Origin of the sequence: Enterobacter cloacae complex sp. FDA-CDC-AR_0132, from assembly GCF_003010695.1 — a bacterium.
GTDB lineage: Bacteria > Pseudomonadota > Gammaproteobacteria > Enterobacterales > Enterobacteriaceae > Enterobacter > Enterobacter ludwigii.
In genome coordinates, this window is the sequence record NZ_CP027618.1 from 3,895,729 (window position 1) to 3,916,709 (window position 20,981).

At 57.1% G+C, this 20,981-nt stretch carries 20 protein-coding genes; 12 read left to right on the plus strand and 8 right to left on the minus strand.

Annotated elements, in window-relative coordinates:
- The 6 genes from paaH (at position 1) to paaY (ending at position 6,060) form a co-directional block, all read left to right on the plus strand.
- Positions 1-1,428: a 3-hydroxyacyl-CoA dehydrogenase PaaH gene (gene paaH / locus AM379_RS18940; RefSeq protein ID WP_032678089.1), complete on the plus strand. Its 1,428-nt coding sequence runs from the start codon at positions 1-3 to the stop codon at positions 1,426-1,428.
- Entirely contained in the window at positions 1,418-1,840 is a 423-nt protein-coding gene (gene paaI, locus AM379_RS18945; protein ID WP_020884240.1) for a hydroxyphenylacetyl-CoA thioesterase PaaI, read from the plus strand. The genes paaH and paaI overlap by 11 nt, the downstream gene beginning before the upstream one ends.
- Positions 1,840-3,045: a 3-oxoadipyl-CoA thiolase gene (pcaF, locus tag AM379_RS18950; RefSeq protein WP_032678090.1), complete on the plus strand. Its 1,206-nt coding sequence runs from the start codon at positions 1,840-1,842 to the stop codon at positions 3,043-3,045. Before paaI ends, pcaF begins: the two co-directional genes overlap by 1 nt.
- Positions 3,046-3,071: 26 nt before the next feature.
- Positions 3,072-4,388: a phenylacetate--CoA ligase PaaK gene (paaK, locus tag AM379_RS18955; protein ID WP_014169934.1), complete on the plus strand. Its 1,317-nt coding sequence runs from the start codon at positions 3,072-3,074 to the stop codon at positions 4,386-4,388.
- Between the two features lie 130 nt (positions 4,389-4,518).
- Positions 4,519-5,454: a phenylacetic acid degradation operon negative regulatory protein PaaX gene (paaX, locus tag AM379_RS18960; protein WP_014169935.1), complete on the plus strand. Its 936-nt coding sequence runs from the start codon at positions 4,519-4,521 to the stop codon at positions 5,452-5,454.
- A 9-nt stretch (positions 5,455-5,463) separates the two neighbouring features.
- Positions 5,464-6,060, plus strand: coding sequence for a phenylacetic acid degradation protein PaaY (gene paaY / locus AM379_RS18965; protein WP_032678091.1), 597 nt, complete (start codon positions 5,464-5,466; stop codon positions 6,058-6,060).
- 95 nt (positions 6,061-6,155) lie between these two features.
- Here paaY and AM379_RS18970 read toward each other — a convergent pair whose 3' ends face one another.
- Together AM379_RS18970 and AM379_RS18975 are read right to left on the minus strand one after the other, a co-directional pair.
- Positions 6,156-7,094, minus strand: a complete 939-nt coding sequence (locus AM379_RS18970; protein WP_032678092.1) for an omptin family outer membrane protease — start codon at positions 7,092-7,094, stop codon at positions 6,156-6,158.
- 193 nt (positions 7,095-7,287) lie between these two features.
- Complete coding sequence (locus tag AM379_RS18975) at positions 7,288-8,193, minus strand: LysR family transcriptional regulator (RefSeq protein WP_106504077.1); 906 nt, start codon at positions 8,191-8,193, stop codon at positions 7,288-7,290.
- A 149-nt stretch (positions 8,194-8,342) separates the two neighbouring features.
- On the opposite strand from AM379_RS18975, the gene AM379_RS18980 reads away from it, so the two are divergent.
- Positions 8,343-8,630: a DUF1330 domain-containing protein gene (locus AM379_RS18980; RefSeq protein ID WP_014169939.1), complete on the plus strand. Its 288-nt coding sequence runs from the start codon at positions 8,343-8,345 to the stop codon at positions 8,628-8,630.
- Here AM379_RS18980 and AM379_RS18985 read toward each other — a convergent pair.
- Entirely contained in the window at positions 8,627-10,021 is a 1,395-nt protein-coding gene (locus AM379_RS18985; protein ID WP_106504078.1) for an amidohydrolase family protein, read from the minus strand. The two genes, AM379_RS18980 and AM379_RS18985, sit on opposite strands and share 4 nt — an antisense overlap.
- Before the next feature lie 128 nt (positions 10,022-10,149).
- Between AM379_RS18985 and AM379_RS18990 the strand changes: the two genes are divergently transcribed.
- A complete protein-coding gene (locus tag AM379_RS18990; protein ID WP_032678095.1) occupies positions 10,150-11,130 on the plus strand; it encodes a LysR family transcriptional regulator in 981 nt (326 codons plus the stop codon).
- Here the strand turns inward: AM379_RS18990 and AM379_RS18995 are convergent.
- The 4 genes from AM379_RS18995 to AM379_RS19010 form a co-directional block, all read right to left on the minus strand.
- The gene (locus tag AM379_RS18995) at positions 11,053-14,112 is read right to left on the minus strand and encodes an efflux RND transporter permease subunit (protein WP_106504079.1); all 3,060 of its coding nucleotides are present in this window, start codon (positions 14,110-14,112) and stop codon (positions 11,053-11,055) included. The genes AM379_RS18990 and AM379_RS18995 overlap by 78 nt on opposite strands.
- On the minus strand, positions 14,109-15,218 hold the full coding sequence (locus AM379_RS19000) for an efflux RND transporter periplasmic adaptor subunit (protein WP_059306173.1): 1,110 nt from the start codon (positions 15,216-15,218) through the stop codon (positions 14,109-14,111). Before AM379_RS19000 ends, AM379_RS18995 begins: the two co-directional genes overlap by 4 nt.
- Positions 15,219-15,292: 74 nt before the next feature.
- A complete protein-coding gene (locus tag AM379_RS19005) occupies positions 15,293-15,907 on the minus strand; it encodes a TetR/AcrR family transcriptional regulator (protein ID WP_014169944.1) in 615 nt (204 codons plus the stop codon).
- 273 nt (positions 15,908-16,180) lie between these two features.
- The gene (locus tag AM379_RS19010) at positions 16,181-16,999 is read right to left on the minus strand and encodes an SDR family NAD(P)-dependent oxidoreductase (RefSeq protein WP_032681083.1); all 819 of its coding nucleotides are present in this window, start codon (positions 16,997-16,999) and stop codon (positions 16,181-16,183) included.
- Between the two features lie 96 nt (positions 17,000-17,095).
- Between AM379_RS19010 and AM379_RS19015 the strand changes: the two genes are divergently transcribed.
- The gene (locus tag AM379_RS19015; RefSeq protein ID WP_068794597.1) at positions 17,096-17,464 is read left to right on the plus strand and encodes a MerR family transcriptional regulator; all 369 of its coding nucleotides are present in this window, start codon (positions 17,096-17,098) and stop codon (positions 17,462-17,464) included.
- Between the two features lie 36 nt (positions 17,465-17,500).
- On the opposite strand, the gene AM379_RS19020 is transcribed toward AM379_RS19015, so the two are convergent.
- The gene (locus tag AM379_RS19020) at positions 17,501-18,436 is read right to left on the minus strand and encodes a LysR family transcriptional regulator (protein WP_014169947.1); all 936 of its coding nucleotides are present in this window, start codon (positions 18,434-18,436) and stop codon (positions 17,501-17,503) included.
- Between the two features lie 99 nt (positions 18,437-18,535).
- Here AM379_RS19020 and AM379_RS19025 point away from each other — a divergent pair, with 99 nt between their 5' ends.
- From AM379_RS19025 to AM379_RS19035, 3 genes are all read left to right on the plus strand, one after another.
- On the plus strand, positions 18,536-19,648 hold the full coding sequence (locus tag AM379_RS19025) for an alkene reductase (RefSeq protein ID WP_106504080.1): 1,113 nt from the start codon (positions 18,536-18,538) through the stop codon (positions 19,646-19,648).
- A complete protein-coding gene (locus AM379_RS19030) occupies positions 19,645-20,367 on the plus strand; it encodes an SDR family oxidoreductase (RefSeq protein ID WP_181010269.1) in 723 nt (240 codons plus the stop codon). The genes AM379_RS19025 and AM379_RS19030 overlap by 4 nt, the downstream gene beginning before the upstream one ends.
- A 73-nt stretch (positions 20,368-20,440) precedes the next feature.
- Entirely contained in the window at positions 20,441-20,980 is a 540-nt protein-coding gene (locus AM379_RS19035) for an ester cyclase (RefSeq protein WP_014169950.1), read from the plus strand.
- Position 20,981 lies beyond the last annotated feature (1 nt).

Consider the following 20,981-nt stretch of genomic DNA (forward strand, 5'->3'; position numbering starts at 1 on the left):
ATGGCGATCACGGTTCGTACTGTCGCCGTCATTGGAAGCGGCACGATGGGCGCGGGAATTGCGGAAGTCGCGGCGAGTCATGGGCATCAGGTTCTGATGTATGACATTGCTTCGGACGCGATTTCACGCGCGATTGACGGGATCCGCCAGCGTCTCGCCTCCCGGGTGACTCGCGGAAAACTTTCCGCCGATGCTGGCAGCCAGATTCTTGCCAGGCTGCTGCCGGTAACGGATATCGAAGCGCTCGCCGCGGCAGATCTGGTGATTGAAGCCGCGTCTGAGCGTATCGACGTCAAAAAAGCGCTGTTTGCGCAACTGGCTCAGATTTGCCCGCCGCAGACCTTGCTGACCAGCAATACCTCCTCCATTTCTGTTACGGCGATTGCGGCGGATGTTCACCATCCGGAGCGCGTCGCGGGGCTGCATTTCTTTAATCCTGCACCGGTCATGAAGCTGGTCGAGGTGGTGAGCGGGCTGGCGACATCGCCCGAAGTGGCCGATGCGCTGTGCGAGCTGGCGCTGAACTGGGGGAAACAGCCCGTTCGCTGTCAGTCAACGCCAGGGTTTATCGTCAACCGCGTTGCGCGTCCGTTCTATTCTGAAGCCTGGCGCGCCCTGGAAGAGCAGGTCGCCTCGCCAGAAGTGATTGATACCGCCCTGCGCGACGGCGGCGGTTTCCCGATGGGACCGCTGGAGCTGACCGACATGATTGGTCAGGACGTCAACTTTGCGGTGACCTGTTCCGTATTCAATGCCTTCTGGCAGGAACGTCGTTTCCTGCCGTCGCTGGTGCAGCAGGAACTGGTGCTGGCGGGGCGGCTGGGCAAAAAAAGCGGGAAGGGCGTTTACGACTGGCACGGTGAGAAACCGTCTGTGCCGTGGCTTGACGCAGTAAACGACAGCTTTACCCCCATGCGTGTGCAGCGAAGAGGTGACGGTGTCACGGAAATTGATGAGCTCCTGTTGATTGAAACCCAGGGGGAGACCGCTCAGGCGCTGGCCCGGCGTTTTCACTGTCCGGTCGTGGTGATTGACCGCATTGAACGCGACGTGGCGGTGATCGCAGCCGCATCGGATAACCCGCATACCGCCACGCAAAAAGCCGTCTGGTACCTGCAGCAGCAGGGACACCGGGTACTGCACATTGCCGATTACCCCGGCCTGCTGGTCTGGCGGACGGTGGCGATGATCGCCAACGAAGCGCTGGATGCGCTGCAAAAAGGGGTGGCCAGCGAGAAGGATATCGACACCGCCATGCGCCTCGGCGTGAATTACCCGAACGGGCCCATTGCCTGGGGTGAGCGTCTGGGCTGGCAACGGCTGTTAACGCTGCTGGAAAATTTGCAACGCCATTACGGCGAAGAACGCTATCGCCCTTGTTCACTGCTGCGCCAGCGTGCGCTTCTGGAGAGTAGCTATGAGTCATAACGCCTGGCATAACGCCCGTACCATGTATGAACAGGACGCCTGCGCCCAGGCGCTGGGGATCGACATCATCGACATGGACGATGGCTACGCGGTAGTAACGATGACCATCACCCCGCAGATGCTCAACGGCCACAAAACCTGCCACGGAGGGCAGCTGTTTTCACTGGCCGATACCGCCTTTGCCTACGCCTGCAACAGCCAGGGGCTGGCGGCAGTGGCGTCAGGCTGTTCAATCGATTTTCTGCGCCCGGGGTTTGCCGGCGACACGCTGACCGCCACCGCGCGGGTTAAGCATCAGGGCAAACTGACCGGCGTGTATGACATTGAAATTCAGAACCAACAACAGAAAACCGTTGCCCTGTTTCGCGGAAAATCTCACCGCATCGGCGGCAGTGTGACAGGAGAAGCCTGATGCGTGACGCTTTTATTTGTGATGGCGTTCGAACCCCGGTGGGGCGCTATGGCGGGGCGCTGGCCAGCGTTCGCGCCGACGATCTCGGCGCGGTGCCGCTGCGTGCGCTGCTGGCCCGTTATCCGCAGCTCGACCTCGAGCGGATTGATGATGTGATCTTCGGCTGCGCCAACCAGGCGGGGGAAGATAACCGCAACGTGGCGCGTATGTCGCTGCTGCTGGCCGGACTGCCTCAGACGGTCTCGGGCACCACGCTGAACCGCCTGTGCGGTTCGGGTCTGGACGCGATTGGCTTTGCCGCGCGGGCGATCAGGGCGGGTGATGGCGACATGCTGCTTGCAGGCGGCGTCGAGTCAATGTCCCGAGCGCCGTTTGTAATGGGTAAAGCCACGGCGGCGTTCCAGCGTCAGGCGGAGATTTTCGACACCACCCTCGGCTGGCGATTTGTGAATCCGCTCATGCATCAGCAATTCGGAACTGACAGCATGCCGGAAACGGCAGAGAATGTAGCTGAATTGTTAAATATCAGCCGGGCCGATCAGGATGCGTTCGCGCTGCGCAGCCAGCAGCGTACTGCTCAGGCGCAGCAGAACGGCATTCTGGCGCAGGAGATTGTGCCGGTGCAGGTGACCGGCAAAAAAGGAACGGTTACGGAAGTTTCGGTAGATGAGCATCCCCGTGCTGATACCACGCTTGAACAACTTGCCGCGCTGAAAACACCGTTTCGCAAGAACGGTGTCGTGACGGCGGGTAACGCCTCCGGTGTAAACGATGGCGCTGCGGCGTTGATTATCGCCAGCGAGTCGATGGCGCACGCGCAAGGGCTTGTCCCGCGCACGCGGATCGTGGCGATGGCTACCGCTGGCGTGGAGCCACGTCTGATGGGCTTAGGACCGGTGCCAGCCACCCGCAAAGTGCTGGAACGTGCCGGGCTCAGCATCAACGATATGGACGTGATTGAGCTTAACGAAGCTTTCGCTTCTCAGGCGCTGGGCGTGTTACGTCAGCTGGGATTGCCGGATGACGCTGAACACGTCAACCCGAACGGAGGGGCCATTGCGTTGGGCCACCCGCTGGGCATGAGCGGTGCCAGACTGGCGCTGGCCGCGAGCAATGAATTGCATCGACGCAACGGGCGCTATGCGCTGTGTACGATGTGCATCGGTGTGGGTCAGGGCATTGCCATGATCCTTGAGCGTGTTTGAGCGAATAACAGTGTGAGTACCCTACAATGACAAATACAACAAAGCTTGATCCGATCGAAACGGCCTCCATTGACGAATTACAGGCGCTGCAAACCGAGCGTCTGAAATGGACGCTGCATCACGCCTATAACAACGTTCCGATGTACAAACGCAAGTTTGACGCCGCGGGCGTTCACCCTGACGATTTTAAAACGCTGGAAGACATCCGTAAGTTCCCGTGCACCACCAAGCAGGACCTGCGTGATAACTATCCGTTCGATACCTTTGCCGTACCGATGGAGCAGGTGGTGCGTATTCACGCCTCTTCCGGCACCACCGGAAAGCCAACCGTCGTCGGTTATACCCAACATGACATCGACAACTGGGCCAACCTGGTGGCCCGTTCTCTGCGCGCCGCGGGCGGCAGTGCGAAAGACAAAATTCATGTGGCCTATGGGTATGGCCTGTTTACCGGTGGGCTGGGCGCGCACTATGGCGCAGAGCGTTTAGGGGCGACCGTTATCCCGATGTCCGGCGGCCAGACGGAGAAACAGGCGCAGCTGATCCGCGATTTCCAGCCGGATATGATCATGGTGACGCCATCCTACTGCCTTAATCTGATCGAAGAGCTGGAGCGCCAGATGGGAGGCGATGCCAGCGCCTGCTCCCTGCGTGTGGGGGTGTTTGGCGCAGAGCCGTGGACGCAGGCCATGCGCCGCGAAATCGAGAAACGTCTGGGGATCACCGCGCTGGATATCTATGGGCTTTCCGAGGTCATGGGGCCAGGCGTGGCGATGGAGTGTATCGAAACCGCCGACGGTCCGACCATCTGGGAAGATCATTTCTATCCGGAGATCGTCAACCCGAATGACGGCACGCCGCTTAATGATGGCGAGCAGGGCGAACTGCTGTTCACCACGCTGACCAAGGAGGCGCTGCCGGTGATTCGTTATCGCACCCGCGACCTGACGCGCCTGCTTCCTGGGACCGCCCGCACCATGCGCCGTATGGACAGGATCAGCGGTCGCAGTGACGATATGCTCATCATCCGCGGCGTCAACGTCTTCCCGTCCCAGCTGGAAGAGGAGATCGTGAAGTTCGAACACCTCTCCCCGCACTACCAGCTGGAGGTCAACCGCCGCGGCCATCTTGATTCACTTTCCGTGAAGGTGGAGCTGAAAGAGAGCAGCTTAACGCTGACCCACGAGCAGCGCTGCCAGGTGTGCCACCAGCTGCGCCATCGGATTAAATCGATGGTCGGGATCTCCACCGACGTGATGATTGTCAACTGCGGCAGTATCCCGCGCTCAGAGGGCAAAGCCTGTCGGGTGTTTGATTTGCGTAAAGTTGCGGCTAACGGTTGAGTTTCCCTCACCCCCTCATCCTAACCTTCTCCCCGGAGGGGGGAAGGGACGTTATCCCCCTCTCACTTTGGGAGAGGGCCGGGGTGAGGGGAATATGCTATGATTCATCCAGACCAAAAATAACAACAGAATGAATCATATGAATAAACTCGATGCCTTTATCCAGCACGCGGTTAGCTCGGTTCCCGTTAGCGGAACGTCGCTTATCTCCTCATTATACGGTGACGCGCTTTCACATCGCGGTGGCGAGATTTGGCTTGGCAGCCTCGCCGCCTTACTGGAAGGCATGGGGTTTGGCGAGCGCTTTGTGCGCACTGCGCTGTTTCGTCTTAACAAAGAGGGCTGGCTGGATGTGTCGCGCATCGGACGACGCAGCTTTTACCGGCTGAGCGACAAAGGGCTGCGTTTGACCCGCCGCGCGGAGAGTAAAATCTACCGTGCTGAACTCCCGGCATGGGACGGCAAGTGGCTGTTGCTGCTCTCGGAAGGTCTGGATAAAACCACCCTTGCTGACGTCAAGAAGCAGCTGATCTGGCAGGGTTTTGGCACCCTGGCTCCCAGCCTGATGGCCTCCCCGTCGCAGCATCTGGCGGATGTGCAGTCGCTTTTACACGACGCAGGCGTGGCGGAAAACGTCATCTTCTTCGAGGCCCATTCGCCGCTGGCGCTGTCCCGCGCGGCGCTGCGTGCCCGGGTCGAGGAGTGCTGGCAGTTGACCGAACAGAACGCGATGTACGAGACGTTTATCCACTCGTTCCGTCCTCTTCTGCCGCTGCTGAAAGAGGCCGCGCCGGACGAATTAACGCCGGAACGCTGCTTCCAGATCCAGCTGTTGCTGATCCATTTTTACCGTCGCGTGGTGCTGAAAGACCCGTTGTTGCCGGAGGAGTTATTGCCCGCACACTGGGCCGGACAAAGTGCGCGACAGCTGTGCATTAATATTTATCAGCGTGTGGCACCGGGGGCGCTGGCGTTTGTCAGTGAGAAAGGTGAAACCTCCGTCGGCGAACTGCCTGTGCCCGGCACGCTCTACTATCAACGCTTTGGTGGTCTTACTATCGTATAAGGAGTGGAGATGCCCGTTTATCAAATTGACGGTCTGACGCCGGTGGTGCCTGATGAGAGCTACGTTCACCCGACGGCGGTGCTCATCGGCGACGTGATCCTGGGCAAAGGCGTGTATGTTGGCCCGAATGCCAGCCTGCGCGGCGATTTTGGCCGGATTGTGGTGAAAGACGGTGCGAACATTCAGGATAACTGCGTCATGCACGGTTTCCCGGAGCAGGACACGGTGGTGGAAGAGGACGGACATATCGGCCACAGCGCGATTCTGCACGGCTGTATTATCCGCCGTAACGCTCTGGTAGGGATGAACGCGGTGATCATGGACGGCGCGGTAATTGGCGAAAACAGCATTGTCGGCGCGGCGGCCTTTGTGAAAGCGAAAGCGGAGATGCCCGCCAACCATTTGATCATTGGAAGTCCGGCAAAAGCGATACGTGTGCTGAGCGAGCAGGAAATTGCCTGGAAGAAGCAGGGCACGCGTGAGTATCAGGTGCTGGTGGATCGCTGCAAGCTGACCCTGCATCAGGTCGAACCCCTGCGCGAAGTGGAGCCCGGTCGAAAACGTCTGGAGTTTGACGAGGATCTGCGACCAAAATCGGCGTCATGAAGGGGCGCGCACCTGCTGATGTCAAAGCAGCGCATCGAAAAAGGCCCCGTCAGGGGCCTGTGCATGTTTACGCTGGCCTGATGCGTTGCGCGAAATCAGAACCGGTATTGCAGACCGGCGGTAACGGTATAGTTTTTGTTGGAAATGCCCGCCGCATCACCGCCAATTGACCCGGATTCGCCCGTGTTAGTATCAATAATCTGCGTGCCGCCTTTGCCCTCTTTGTAACGGCTATACGCGAACTCGGCAAAGACTTTGGCGTGTGGCGTGACGTAATATCCTGCATCCACTGACGCACCATAATAGCGAGAGTCTGAGGTTTTCTCGCGGAAGGTCAGGTCGCGCATATAGTGCTCGTCGTTATCATGAGCGCGCACCCAGTCACTGAATTTAAACAGGCCATTAAATTCGAAATTATTAATACGATACTGCCCCACAAGCCCAATATAAGGCATTGAGAAGCGCTGGCTATAACCAATGCCGCGTTCGCCCGCCGGGAAATTCCCCGTGTTGGTACCGTTATCATAATTATAAGAGCCACCGGTGGCCGTCCAGCTAAAACGGGTTTCCTGATAACCGGCAGTCACGCCCGCTTTATAGCTTTCGCCCTGCAATATCCAGCCTTTTACATTGAGATCGTATTCATTGGCATAATTGACGTTAGTTGCCGGATGCGTCGAATGATCTGTCCAGCTGGATTGTCTTTCGTTCATCCAGTCATAGTCATCCATATGACCCGAGCCGGATGCCAGCGAGGTCCAGCCGCGTGCGTTCAGGGTCAGGAAAGGGTACGCATCCCAGGAAATATCGCCTTTCAGGATGGCGACGTTTTTAATTTTCCAGTCCAGTTGGCTGATTTTTCTGCCTGTGACGTCGTCATACACCATTTCATGGGATTTCCCGCTGAGCATCCCGCCCGAGGCTGAAACGGTGACGCTGTCAGGTGAGAAATTCGGCGTAAATTGCGTTTCCCCTGCGTATACTATGCCTGAAAAGGCGGCCATCATCGTCAGTAAAAGCGTATTTCTTGTCATTTTTATGTCCCTAATTAAAATTTAATAAATACCTTGCAATTAAATTTTAAAAGCCACACAAATAACAATCAACTGCCAGTTTTAGTCATTATTCGCCTTTGCGTTGTATATTCCTTTCACAAGAAACGTCCCTGGGCGAGATAATATTGCCGTCCGGCCGCCGACAATTAGCGTGAATATCTTTAGCAGGATATTAATCAAAGTACGGTTTTAAAATGACTTCTGTCCAGTGCATAAAAGCTCTGACACGCTGCGATAAATTACGCCGATGGGCGACCACGAAAGCGGCATTAAGCGGTTCAGGAGGCAAATGGGGAAGCACTTCAACCAGCGCGCCGCGCTGGATATGGGGCGCCAGCGCGGAATACCCGCCCTGAATTAAGCCCAGACCCGCCAGCCCGGCTTCATGATAGGCCGGTACGCTGTTGACCCGCGCGGCGCCGGGTAACATCACGGACCGGTAGCCATCACCGTCCGGGTACTGCCAGCCATCAGGTCGGGCACCAAAATTTCGCATGTAATGCACCATTCGGTGTCCCTGACGAAGCAGGTCGTCGATCGTCTCGGGCACCCCGACGCGCTCCAGGTAGCGTGGGCTGGCGGCGTTAATCATCCGTAGCTGACCCAGCGGTCGGGCAATGAGGGTCTCATCAACAATGGGCCCAAAACGAATCACGCAGTCAAAGCCTTCCTGAACCAGATCGACTCGCCGGTCTGTGCTTGAAAGTTCTATTTCAAGTTCAGGATGCGCGTCCAGCAGTTGTGGCAGGGCGGGAATCACTACGCTTTGGGCCAACACTGCTGGCATATCGACGCGTAAACGTCCCCGCAGTGACATGCCGCCAGGCGCAAACATGGACTGCAGACCTTCTGCATCTGCTAACAAATCCTGGGCGCGCGAATAAAAAGCCCGACCGTCTTCGGTCAGCTGTACCGCGCGGGTAGTCCGGTGCAACAGCGTCGTCCCGAGGTCATGCTCAAGCTCACGTACGACCGTTGAAACGCGGCCTTTCTTAATGCCCAGGCTCTCTGCCGCCTGAGTAAAGCTCTGCATTTCTGCGACGCGCGCAAAAATAGTCAGTGCATGCAGGTTTTTCATTGTTCACCTTCCGGGTAACAGTGCGTTATTTTTTGGGTGATTTATTCCCTTATTGATGACTAATAGAGTGTCTTCATACCGCGTCACGCTGTCAAACAGGTTGATGTGTTTTACACCACCGGCAACAGTCCTCAGGAAGGATAACGAAGATGAATAAAGGTTATTTAATCGCCCACGTGACCGTCACAGATCCTGCTGCCTATGCAGAATATGCGAACGCTGCTGGGGAAGCGCTGCAGGGGTTCAACCCCCGGGTCATCGTCTGGTCCGGGGAATATGAAAACCTGGAAGGGGAAGCGCATGAACGCCATGTCGTTTTAGAGTTTGATTCGTATGCTGAGGCCAAACGTTTTTATAACAGTCCCGGGTACGTGGCCGCCAGAAAGTTGCGCGCGGGGGCGGCAACCGGGACATTTGTTGTGGTTGAAGGGGCTTAATCCTGCGCCAGCGGCAGGAAGGCGTCAGCAAATATGTCCGGCTCATACCCGGCTGAGGTAAAGAGATGATGACGTGATTCATCAATGGCCCCGCGAATGCGGGTGATGTCGACCCCCAGCACGTTGCCGTCTTGCTTCACGATTCGTCCGGCAATCATGACGGTATGGATGTTGCTGCGCTCTGCCGCATGGACCACCGTGCCAAATGCATTGCCGGACGGATAGAGGTTGAGAGCGCCGGCGTTAATAAGCACCAGGTCGGCCTGTTTGCCCGGCGTCAGGCTGCCGATGCTCTCCTGTAACCCTGCACAGGCCGCACCATCGACGGTGGCTGCTTTCAGGAGCTGTTGGGTATGAAGCGTATTTACGGTGTGCGCTGAACCACAGCAGTGCTGCTGATGCATGCCCATGACGCGCTGGAGGTAAAAAGCCACGCGCATTTCCATAAACATGTCGCCGCTGTACGACGTTTCATTGTCAACGCTGAGGCCGGGGCTGATGCCGTGGCGCAGCGCGGACTGAAGGGCAAACATGCCGTCTTCAATCCCATAGTGCGCATCGGAACGGGGGCAGACGTTCACGCGTACGCCCGCGTCCCGCAGAATTTTCCATCCGTCGTCCGGCAGTGCGGTGCAGTGATTAAAAATATTGTCCGGTCCCAGAAGCCCCTGCTGATGCAGCGCCTCAAGCTGCGACGCCATTTCACCCCCAAAGAATTCGGTCACGATTGGCAACCCCAGCCTGCGGGCCTCCAGCCATCTCTCCGGTTCCAGCTGGGCCATGACCGCCAGCGAAACAAGACTTTCAGGGTTATTCTGGAAATACTTTTCTTGCAGGCGCTGCCAGTTACCGGGCCAGTGCGCGCGATCCCATTCTCCGGACACCGGTGCACCGGAAGCGTGTACGGCGCGGATCCCCGCATCCAGCAGGGCCTCAACGGCCGCGTCCGAATGCGCAGCGGTGCGGCTGTTATGGGAATTATCAATCACCGTGGTGATACCGGCATCAATACACCCCAGGGCGGTGAGCAGGTTGCCGATATAAATATCGGCAGGGCGATAATACCTGGCGAATGAGAAGTGCGTGGCGTTGCAGTAATCTTCAAGCGTTTTGGCGTCGGGGTTAATGCGGCGCAGTTGTCCCTCCCAGGCATGGCGATGGGTATCCACCAGGCCCGGCATGGCAATCATATGTGTGGCATCTATTATGCGGGCGCCTTCTGCTGCCAGATTTTCACCAATGGCGACGATCTTTGCGCCTTCGATAAGGATATCTCCGCGCTCAAAATTACCCACCCTGTCATCCATGCTGAGCAGGGTTGCGCCCTTAATCAACGTGGCGGGTGGAGTTATGCTTTGATTGTTAATCATATTTCTCAGGTAATCGCTCATCTTCTTGTCCTTTGTCTCTTCATGGGTGAGAAATTACGCCACCCGATTACGGCGAAAAAGATGCTTAACGTGTTTTCATTATTCATAATCTACGAAGAATAATGTGAGCGACGGTCGGGGGAGAAAAAATGGATCGTATTCAGGCAATGCAGATCTTCATGCGGGTAGCGCAGGCCGGAAGCTTTGTCCGCGCAGCCGAAACGCTTTCTCTGCCTTCGTCAACGGTCACCAGCAGCATAAAAAATCTGGAGAATTACCTCCAGGTGCGCCTGCTTAACAGAACGACAAGGCGGGTGAGCCTCACCGCTGAAGGTGTGCAGTATCTGGCGCAATGCCAGGAAATACTGGCGTTAATCGAGCATGCGGAAACGAGCCTGACGGCGTCAGTCCGGTGCCCGCAGGGACGCTTGCGGGTGGATATGCCGGGCGGGATCGCGGATTTCATCGTGATGCCTCACCTGAAAGATTTTTACCGGCTTTATCCGGATATCTACCTGATGCTGGGCGTCAACGATCGGCAGGTTGATCTGGTGCAGGAGGGGGTGGACTGTGTGATCCGAACGGGGGATCTGAATAACTCGACTCTTGTTGCCCGTCCTCTGGGCCGGTTTCGCTGGGTGACCTGTGCCTCACCGGACTATCTCAGGAAGTTCGGTACTCCCCGCTCGCCAGACGACTTATCACAGCATCGGGCGATACACTATTTTTCCGATCAGACCCGACGGGCGGATGCGTTACGCTTTGTCCGCGGGACAGAGACGGTCTCCATCCCTGTCCGCGGCGAAGCGGCCGTAAATGCCACCGGGCTTTATATCAACATGTGCCTTGAGGGTTTCGGGCTGGCGCAGCTGGCTGAGAGTATTGTCTCAGCGCATCTGCGGGAGGGAAGGCTGGTTGAGGTTCTGGCTGACTGGCAACCGCCTTCGGTGCCCGTCACGTTGCTTTATCCCCATCAGCGTTTTCTCTCTCCCGCAGTGCGTGCCTTTGCAGACTGGATTGCCGGGCTTATCCCGGACGCCAGCCCGGCACCGTCAGGCGGCGGGCTTGATCCGAAACCAGATCGCATACATCGCAGGCAGGAAGACGAGGGTAATAATGGTTCCCCCTAGCGTTCCGCCAATCAGCGTGTAGGCCAGCGTTCCCCAGAACACGGAGTGTGTCAGGGGAATGAACGCCAGCACGGCGGCCATGGCCGTCAGTAAGACCGGCCTCGCGCGCTGTACGGTCGCCTCAACCACGGCATGGAACGGATCGAGACCGTCCTTCTGGTTGTGATCGATTTGACCAATGAGAATCAGCGTGTTTCGCATCAGGATCCCCGAAAGCGCGATCAGGCCGACGAGGGCATTGATGCCAAATGGCTGATTGAAAAGCAGCAGTGTAGGAACCACACCAATAAGCCCCAGCGGTGCGGTCAGGAATACCATGACCATGGCCGAGAGTGAACGCACCTGCAGAATGATTATCAGCAGCGTCAGGGCAATCATGATGGGGAACAGCGGGGCCATGGCCTGGGTGGCTTTGCCGGATTCCTCAATCGATCCCGCCATTTCGATGCGATAGCCAGGTGGAAGCGAATCAATAATGGGTTGCAGCTGTTTCATGATGGCGGTTGACACATCCGGGGGCTGAAGGTTTTCGGCAATGTCTCCCCGCACGGTAATCGTGGGCGTACGATCGCGACGGCGCAACAGCGGATCTTCCATTCGGATCTCAATCTCCCCGATTTGTGACAGCGGAACGCGTTGCCCGGCGTTACCCACCAGGGTAAAGCCCTCTATCTTCGCCGGATCAAGGCGGATATCACCCGCGGCGCGGCCCGTAACCTGTACCGAGCGAATATCTTCCCGCACGGAGGTGATGGGAACGCCCGACAGCAGGAACTGAAGTTGCTGGGCAACGGCGTTCGACGTTAAACCGGTAGCCTGCAGGCGGTTCTGATCGAGGGTGAAATGCAGGGTCGGTACGCGTGAACCCCAGTCGGTATTGACGGTTCTCATCATCGGACTGGCCTGCAGCACACCTTTAACGTTATCTGCAATATCACGCAGTTTATCGACATCCGGTCCCATTACTCGCCAGGCGACCGGGAAGGGAGAATAAGGCCCGAACACCAGCTGCGTGACCCGCACGCGTGCCTCCGGAGCCAGCCCGCGGGCTACCGCTTCGCGAAGGCGGAACTTAAGCGCCTCGCGTGACTTCTCGCTGTCCGTCATGACGACAACCTTCGCGAAAGAGGGATCGGGCAACTCAGGGGCCATCGCCAGATAAAAGCGCGGCGAACCCTGGCCAATGTAGGCGGTGACGATGCTGGCTTCAGGCTGTTTGCGCAGCCACGCTTCGATTTTCGCGGTGGCGGCGCTGGTTTGCTCAATCGATGTGCCATACGGCATCTGCACTTCCACCAGCACCTCGGGGCGGTCGGACGTCGGGAAAAACTGTTTTTTAACCAGCCCCATCCCCAGTACTGCGAGGGTGAAGATGGCCACGACGGACGCGGCGACGATCCATTTTCGGGCGATCACGCGGCTCAGCGTATGACGAAAACGGTTATAGCGCGGGGTGTCATAGATGGCGGCATGACCGCCTTCGACTTTTGCGATGTCCGGCAGGATTTTGACGCCCAGATAAGGGGTGAACACCACCGCCACAAACCACGAAGCTATCAGGGCGAGGCCGACTACCCAGAACATATTGCTGGTGTACTCCCCGGCGGTTGACTGCGCAAAACCATTCGGCATAAACCCGATGGCTGTCACCAGGGTTCCGGCCAGCATTGGCGCGGCGGTATGGCTCCAGGCGTAGGCGGAGGCTTTGATTCTGTCGTAGCCTTCCTCCATTTTTACCACCATCATTTCGATGGCGATAATGGCATCATCAACCAGTAAGCCGAGGGCGAGAATAAGGGAGCCCAGGGTAACGCGGTCGAAGTTTATACCGGAGGCTTCCATCACGACAAAAACGACCGCCAGCGTCAGCGGCACTGCCGCCGCGACAACGATGCCCACGCGCCACCCCATACTGACAAAACATACCACCATCACCACCAGCAGGGCGACGAAGAACTTGATCATGAACTCATCGACCGACGAGCGGATATTCACCGACTGATCGGTGACTTTCGTTAAGGTCATCCCCAGAGGCATATTCGCATTGATGTTTGCCGTTTCAGCATCCAGCGCTTTACCCAGCGCCAGGCCGTTCCAGCCTTCACGCATGACAATACCGAGCAGGAGGGTGGGTTCTTGCTGGTTACGGATCTGCAGGGTCGGTGGGTCCTCATAGCCCCGTTCAACCGTTGCCACGTCGGACAGCCGGAGCGTTTTGCCCTGCGCGATCAGGGGCGTATCGCGGATCTTCTGCAATTTATCGAAAGCGCCGTCGAGGCGGATAAAGATTTGCGCCCCGCGCGTTTCAATCGAGCCCGCCGCGGTTAATGCGTTCTGGCTGTTGAGCGTGGTGAAAATATCCTGCGGCGAGAGTCCCAGTGTTGCCAGACGGTCATGCGAGAAGGAGATGTAAATCCGCTCGGCCTGTTCCCCGATGATGTTCACTTTCTTTACGCCCGGAACGTGCAAAAGCTGCTGGCGCAGGGCTTCGGCGTCACGCACTAACAGACGCTGTGGTTCGCCTTTCGCTTTCAGTGCAAAAAGGGCAAAGGTGACATCGGAAAACTCGTCATTGATCATCGGCCCCATGACGCCTGCCGGAAGGTTTTTGGTTTCATCCCCCAGTTTCTTTCGCGCCTGGTAAAATTCCTCCTGAACCTGAGAAGGCGGGGTTTTGTCCTGCAATGACAACGTGATAAACGCCATACCGGGGCGGGTATACGTTTCCGTGCGGTCATACCATTTGAGTTCCTGCAGACGTTTTTCCAGCGGCTCGGCGACCTGATCCTGGATTTCCTGTGCGGTTGCACCGGGCCAGACGGTGATAACCGTCATTTGCTTAACCGTGAAGGGGGGATCTTCCGCGCGGCCAAGGCCAAAAAACGAGAAAATACCGGCAAGGGTAACCAGAATAATCAAGAACAGCGTGACCGAGCGCTCGCGTACCGCAAGCGCTGACAGGTTGAAACGACCTCCACTCATGGTGTCATCCCCGCCTGAGTGGCATCGCGCTGTTCCGCCAGCCGGACCGCTTCGCCTTCGTGCAGAAGATGGACGCCTAACGCAACAATCTTCTCTCCGGGCTGCACGCCGCCGGTCACTCTGGCGATATCATCCCCTACGCTAAGCACCCTGACAGGCTGCCAGACGACTTTTGTCGGCTGAGCGGAAATACGCCAGACGCCAGGCCCTTTCCCCGCATCGTAGAGAGACGCCAGGGGAACCTGCATCACGCGGCTGTCGCCTTTGCCGTGTTCGATGCTCAGCGTCACGGTCGCCCCCAGCGGCGCGTTCGCCAGCGCGCCATCCAGCACGTATCGGGCCTCAAAGGTACGGGTGGTCGCATCGGCTGAATCAGACAGCAGGCGCAGCTTCGCGCTAACGGGCTGCTTTTCGTTACCGTAGAGCGTTGCCAGAGCTGTACTTCCCACGGCAGGGCGCAGGGTTTCCGGCAACTGGACCAGCGCCTCGCGCTGCCCTGCACGGGCCAGACGGATCACCGCCTGCCCGGCGCTGACCACCTGTCCAGGCTCGGCAAGCGTCTCCATCACCACGCCGTCTGAATCGGCAAGTAGCACGGCATAACCGGTGGCGTTTTGCGCCACGCCTGCCTGTGCCCGGGCAGCGCTGAGCTCCGCTCTGGCGCTGTCGGCTGCGGCTTTAATCTGGTCGTACTCTGACGCCGACACTGCACCGGATGCCACAAGGCCGCGATAACGCGCCTCATCGCTGGACGCTTTACGTGCGCGCGCCTGGGCAGCATCCACCGCGCGCTGCTGGGCCTGCGCCTGTAATTTCAGATCAACAGGATCCAGACGCATTAAAGGCTGGCCCTGCTTAACGGTTTGACCCGTATCGACAAGACGTTCGAGAATTTTGCCCTGCACCCTGAAGCCTAAATCACTTTGCGTTCTTGCCACCACCACGCCGGTAAAGGCGCGTGACGTCTCGTTCGCAGGGATCACGGACGCAAACCTGACAAGCGGTGGCTGCGTGCGCGGATCGTCACTGGCGTGGTTATCGCCGCATGCCACCAGGGCAAACGGCAGGAGGCATACGGCAAGGCGGGCTGAATGAAGCCTGAGCATGGGAACCCTTATTACATTAACAGGACGGTATCCGCATTCTCATTCTAGTGACCAATAAAGTCAATGGTCACTAATCAGGGGGCCAGGCTTCGCAAAATCAGAGAGGAGAGGACAACCGCCGCGGTCGGGGCGGCTTCAAGGTTGTACTGCAGCTGAACAGGGTTAATGAAAGGGCACATCACCATATAGATCGCCAGTGTAGCTTCGTCCAGAGGGGTTTTTCTCTCGAACTCACCGGCTTTTCTGCCCTCGACAACAATGCTCTCAATCAGTTTCAGCAGACGTTCGGAATACCTTTCGGTTGAAGGCCACTTGTCCCGCGCGGCAACGGCGGCGATGTCGTAGAGTTTACGCTCATGGAAAAACAGTTCACTTCCCGCCTCGGTGAGCGCCCTGAACAGACGACGCAGCTTTTCGCTTGCGGATGGCGCATCAGCGATGGCTGCATTGACCGCCGCCATGATCATATCAAGGCGGTTCGCGCAGATGACCTCGCCGATTGCCTGCTTGGAATCAAAAAACTTATAGATATAGGCTTTTGAAAAACCGATGGCTTTGGCAAGTTCAGCGACGGTGGTTTTTTCATAGCCGTAATGGCCGAAATGCTCATACGCAGCTTCGACGATTTGCTCTCGGACCGTGTGATCGAGTGGACCACGTGTGGATGGGGTGTTCATGTCTTTAGTCATTATTTCAGCTTAGCGTGACAGGCTCCGATTGACAACGTGTGACCATTTGGTAATTAGGTCGCATGGTTGAGTGGGCAGATGGCACATGCACAGTCGTCTGTGGAACCCGAGGGATAATACTCGTTAGCCCTGAGCCGTTAAGACTGCATCATCAACCAGGTCGGCTAAGTGTATCACTGTTTTTCGCGGGATATTGTCAGTCTTTGCGAGAGGTTGCGCGCGTTTCAGTGCAATTGCGCGGCACTGAAACGTCACGCTTTGGCCTGAACGGGATTATGCGTCTGAGCGCGTCCCCTGACCGGCAGGCTTAGGTCGTAATACTTTTTCAGCAATGATCGCCAGACGTCGGCGGGTGACAAACCGGTGTAACTGGCCCAGCAGCCAGTTACCGCAGCCGGGGATCAGCGTGTTGCGTTGCGTATCCACGGCCCGTAACGCCAGCGCGACCACGTTCTGCGCTGGCATTCTTTTGCCCACTGACGCTTCCTCGGCGTTCACCACCTCAAAAAAGGCGGTATCCGTTGCGCCGGGGCAAAGCGCCAGCACGCGGATGCCGTGAGCGCGGTATTCTCCCCACAGCGCGTTCGAAAAGGAGAGTAAAAATGCCTTTGTTGCCCCATAAATTGCCATATACGGATCCGGTTGCATGGCAGCGGTCGAGGCCACGTTAATCATCACGCCTGAACCTTTACGCAGCATGGCGGGCAGCAGGGCGTGCGCGAGTGCCACGGGGGCGACGCAGTTGACGTTGATCTCTTCACGCTGGCGCGCCAGAGATAGCTTTTCAAATCGCCCGTAGGTGGCAAACCCCGCGCTATTAATCAAAATATCGGGATAAAGCCGTAACGCTTCCAGCCGTTCCACAATGTGGGTAATGGCCTCAGGCAGCGTTAAGTCCTGCACGATAACGGTGAGTGATACGCCGTGCGTTTTGTGTAGCTCAGCCGCAAGCGCCTGCAGCGTTGCCTCGGAGCGGGCAACCAGGATCAACCCCACGCCACGGGCCGCGAGCTGGCGGGCGAACTCCCGTCCTATGCCCGAGGATGCACCGGTAACCAGTGCTGTTTTTCCTGTATAATCAAAAGAATTCATAACATAAATCCCGTTTTCCCTGTCTGTGCGGCACAGGATAAACCGTGTACTCAGGTACACGGTCAAGCGTGATTTTTACAAGGTGAGAACGACGCGATGAGGATCGGCGAGCTGTGTGCCAGAACTGGGTTATCGAAAGAGACGGTGCGTTATTATGAAAGGGCGGGCTTGCTGGAAAAAATTCCGCAGCCAAACGGCAGTAATAACTACAAAGCCTACTCGGCTGTGGATTTACAACGGCTGAAGCTGATCGGGCATGCCAAAATGCTGGGGTTTACCCTGGCTGAAATCGCCGATGTTCTGGCGGTCTGGGTTGATGACCGCTTTACCGCGGAGGAAAAAAAGGCCGCTTTGCGGCGCAAACTGGCGCAACTGGCGGAGAAAGAAGCGGCGCTGAATGAACTTCGGACCCGCTTGACCGATGCCCTTCATAAAGTCGGTCAGCCGTGTGTTGATGTATTTTAAACGGCTGACGCGGGCCGTTTAACGCAACAGGCGGCTTCACGACGTCATCAGCTCACCGCGTTCAGTCTTTTTAAGCCAGTCGATAAAAAACTGGCTAAATGCGGTGACCTGAAGCGGCTGGAGTTTCCGTTGCGGATAGACAAACTGTAGCCCGACATCTTTGCGATCAAACCGGCTAAAGCCGGTGAAGCTTCCGGCAAGCAACACTTTCAGCCTTCCTTTCTCGACATCGTCCTTCACGTCCCACCACGATTTGCCCGCAATGCCAGCCCCGTCGAGGGCCCACTGACGAAGCAGTGCCCCGTCATCACAGACCATGGCAGGCTCTACGCGAACGACGCGCTCTTTCCCCTCAACCTCAAACCGCCATTCATTCATCACCACCCCTTGCGACTCCAGCGCCAGACAGCGGTGGTCCGTCAGCGCGTCACAGGAGGCAGGGATACCCTGGTCGTTAAGATACGCTGCTGATGCGACCAGCACCCGGTGATTGGGACGGATATTTCTGACCACCAGGCTGCTGTCCGGCAGGTTGCCGAAGCGAATGCTCATATCCAGCCGGTTAGCGACCAGATCCTCTACGTGTTCTCTTAAGTAAATGAAAAATTTGATTTCCGGATGCAGGCGGGAAAATGCCATGACGGCGGGGCTGAGATACTGCCTGCCAAAGTCAGAGGGGGCGGAAAGACGAATGTTGCCGCTGAGCACGCCCTCTTTTTGTGCCAGTAACGACTCGGCATGATGCATCTCTTCCAGCACGCGCAGTGCAGCATGGTAAAACTCTTCGCCCGCCCGGGTGAGGGAGATAGCCCGCGTGGAACGGTGAAACAGGCGCGTCTGGTAGCGTTCTTCAATCGCTTTGAGGCGGGCGGTCATGGTGGCCGGGGAAAGTGACAGGCGGCGGCCAGCGGCGGAAAGCCCGCCAGCCTCGGCCACTTCAACCAGCAGCGCCATATCTTCGAGTTTACCCATTATTCATATTTTCCGAAAAGTGCATCTGATTTTAGTGTAATTATCAAAATCAGATGCCACCTGTAAAGTGATTTCATCGTAACCACAAGGGACGTCCAGATGAACCAGACCTCACTTTTTGAACGCTACAGGTTAGGGGATCTCAACCTGAAAAATCGCATCGTCATGGCACCAATGACCCGTGCCCGCGCTCTTCAGCCGGGAAATATTCCCTCGACGCTGATGGCTGAATATTACCGACAGCGGGCCAGTGCGGGCTTAATCATCACCGAAGCCACGCAGATCTCGCCTCAGGGCCAGGGCTATTCATGGACTCCGGGGATCCATACGCCAGAGCAGGTTGCGGGGTGGCAACTCACTACCGGCGCGGTCCATCAGGCGGGAGGGGTGATTTTTTCCCAACTCTGGCACGTGGGGCGGATGTCTCATGCCCGTTTTCACGAAGACGGACTGCCCGTCGCGCCCTCCGCGCTGGCACCCGATGCGAAAGTATGGGTGGTGAATGAACATGGCGAAGGTCAAATGGTTGACTGCCCGACGCCACGCGTGCTGTCGCGAAAAGAGATCGCGCGCGTCGTCGAACAGTACCGACAGGCGGCGCTCAATGCCGTTCAGGCCGGGTTTGATGGCGTGGAGGTGCACGGCGGAAACGGCTATCTGATTGATCAGTTCCTGAGAACCACGTCAAACATCCGCACGGATGAGTATGGCGGCAGTCTCGTGAACCGGATCCGCTTCGCGCAGGAGGTGCTCGATGCCATTGCAGAGGCCATTGGCGCTGAGCGCACCGGTATCCGGCTTTCGCCGTTTATTACACAGCGGGGAATGAACGATCCGCAGGTCATCGAAGCCATTCTCGCCCTCGCGGCCTGGTGCCAGCAACGAGGCATTGCGTTTATTCACCTGGCGGAAGCCGACTGGGATGATGCGCCACAGGTTCCGGAGAGTTTCCGCAAAAAACTGTGCGAAACATTCCGTGGCACCCTGATCGTGGCAGGAAATTATACCCCCGAAAAGGCGGAAAAAATCCTCGCAGCAGGGTATGCCGATTTAATTGCGTTTGGACGCCCGTTTATTGCCAACCCCGATTTACCACAGCGGCTGGCGCATCACTGGCCGCTGAATGACGTCAGCGATCCCGCCACGCTCTTTGGTGGTACAGCGGTGGGGTATACCGATTACCCCACTTACAACCTGAGTGAGGAAAAATGATGACCGGTAAAACGTTAATTATTGGCGGCGCGTCCGGTATTGGTTTTGCTGTAGCCCGTGCCCTGGCAGAGCGCGGCGACGACATTATTCTCGCGGGACGCAATAAAGAGAAGCTGAACGCTGCCCGCGCGCGGCTCAGTCCATCTCCCGCCTCTGTTGAGACCCTCGTCCTCGATATTAGCAATGAAGCAGAGGTGATCGCGTTAAGCGAAACGCTGGGTGAGGTCGACAATATTATTGTCACGGCCGGCTCTCAGGCACCGGGAGGGCCGCTTTCCACCCTCGACCCTGGCGCGGCGAGACTGGCTTTTGATACCAAATTTTGGGGTAGCATGCATGTCGCCAGGTATCTGAGCGGGAATATTTCGCCCCGCGGTACGCTGACGCTGACCAGCGGATTTGTTGCACGCCGCGTGGTAGCGGGTGCCATAGTCAAAACCACCATGAACGCCGCCATCGAGGCGGCAACAAAAGTGCTGGCAAAAGAGCTTTCACCGCGTCGCGTAAACGTCATCAGCCCGGGTCTGACCGATACCGAAGCCCACGCCGGGATGGATGCGGCTGCGCGGGAAAAAATGCTGACTGTTGCAGCGCAAACGCTGCCCGCTAAAGCGTGGGGACGAGCGGAAGACGTTGCTCAGGGCTATCTCTTTGCCATCGATAATGCCTTTGTTACGGGCTCGGTGATTGATATTGAGGGCGGGGCATTACTTAACTGACCCCGCGTTGATCCGAATTGATTCCGGCAGTGAACATGCTGGCGGAAAACGTAATCACAGGTTGTAAGCGTTTATGCAATATTCAACATATGCACGTCCAGCTGTGCTGGCGTTAATTCTGGCTGGCGTATCCGGCGTGGCTTATTCGGCCCAGAGCGACCGGGTGAAACCGAATCTTCTTATCGTGGATAACACGCTGTCGCAAACGCAATTAACGGCGAGCGAACATGCGGCCGTTACGTATGCCACGTTCTGGGATACCGGGAAAGAGTCTCTGGCGCGGGAAGCGCTGGCGGTTAATTTTGTGGATAAAACCCCACCGGAAGGCCGTAAACAGGGGCCAGAGGGCGCCATTATGGCCTCGAGGGCATTTCGCACCGCGGTGCCGGATTTACGCTGCGAGGTGGAACAAATGATCGTTACGGGTAATCGTGTCGTCTCCCATTTGCATTTCCACGGCCATTTCAGCGGGACATTTGGCAAAATAAAAGGGCAGGGTCAGAACGTTGATTTTATCGCGACGGATATCTATGAGATCGGCAACGGTAAAATAGTGTCCAACTGGCATATTGAAGATAACCTGACGCTGATGAAACAGTTGGGTGTGATTTAAA

Coding starts and splice junctions, on each gene's coding strand:
- paaH (WP_032678089.1), top strand. CDS start 1: ATGGCGATCACGGTTCGTACTGTCGCCGTCATTGGAAGCGGCACGATG.
- paaI (WP_020884240.1), top strand. CDS start 1,418: ATGAGTCATAACGCCTGGCATAACGCCCGTACCATGTATGAACAGGAC.
- pcaF (WP_032678090.1), top strand. CDS start 1,840: ATGCGTGACGCTTTTATTTGTGATGGCGTTCGAACCCCGGTGGGGCGC.
- paaK (WP_014169934.1), top strand. CDS start 3,072: ATGACAAATACAACAAAGCTTGATCCGATCGAAACGGCCTCCATTGAC.
- paaX (WP_014169935.1), top strand. CDS start 4,519: ATGAATCATATGAATAAACTCGATGCCTTTATCCAGCACGCGGTTAGC.
- paaY (WP_032678091.1), top strand. CDS start 5,464: ATGCCCGTTTATCAAATTGACGGTCTGACGCCGGTGGTGCCTGATGAG.
- AM379_RS18970 (WP_032678092.1), bottom strand. CDS start 7,094: ATGACAAGAAATACGCTTTTACTGACGATGATGGCCGCCTTTTCAGGC.
- AM379_RS18975 (WP_106504077.1), bottom strand. CDS start 8,193: ATGAAAAACCTGCATGCACTGACTATTTTTGCGCGCGTCGCAGAAATG.
- AM379_RS18980 (WP_014169939.1), top strand. CDS start 8,343: ATGAATAAAGGTTATTTAATCGCCCACGTGACCGTCACAGATCCTGCT.
- AM379_RS18985 (WP_106504078.1), bottom strand. CDS start 10,021: ATGAGCGATTACCTGAGAAATATGATTAACAATCAAAGCATAACTCCA.
- AM379_RS18990 (WP_032678095.1), top strand. CDS start 10,150: ATGGATCGTATTCAGGCAATGCAGATCTTCATGCGGGTAGCGCAGGCC.
- AM379_RS18995 (WP_106504079.1), bottom strand. CDS start 14,112: ATGAGTGGAGGTCGTTTCAACCTGTCAGCGCTTGCGGTACGCGAGCGC.
- AM379_RS19000 (WP_059306173.1), bottom strand. CDS start 15,218: ATGCTCAGGCTTCATTCAGCCCGCCTTGCCGTATGCCTCCTGCCGTTT.
- AM379_RS19005 (WP_014169944.1), bottom strand. CDS start 15,907: ATGACTAAAGACATGAACACCCCATCCACACGTGGTCCACTCGATCAC.
- AM379_RS19010 (WP_032681083.1), bottom strand. CDS start 16,999: ATGAATTCTTTTGATTATACAGGAAAAACAGCACTGGTTACCGGTGCA.
- AM379_RS19015 (WP_068794597.1), top strand. CDS start 17,096: ATGAGGATCGGCGAGCTGTGTGCCAGAACTGGGTTATCGAAAGAGACG.
- AM379_RS19020 (WP_014169947.1), bottom strand. CDS start 18,436: ATGGGTAAACTCGAAGATATGGCGCTGCTGGTTGAAGTGGCCGAGGCT.
- AM379_RS19025 (WP_106504080.1), top strand. CDS start 18,536: ATGAACCAGACCTCACTTTTTGAACGCTACAGGTTAGGGGATCTCAAC.
- AM379_RS19030 (WP_181010269.1), top strand. CDS start 19,645: ATGATGACCGGTAAAACGTTAATTATTGGCGGCGCGTCCGGTATTGGT.
- AM379_RS19035 (WP_014169950.1), top strand. CDS start 20,441: ATGCAATATTCAACATATGCACGTCCAGCTGTGCTGGCGTTAATTCTG.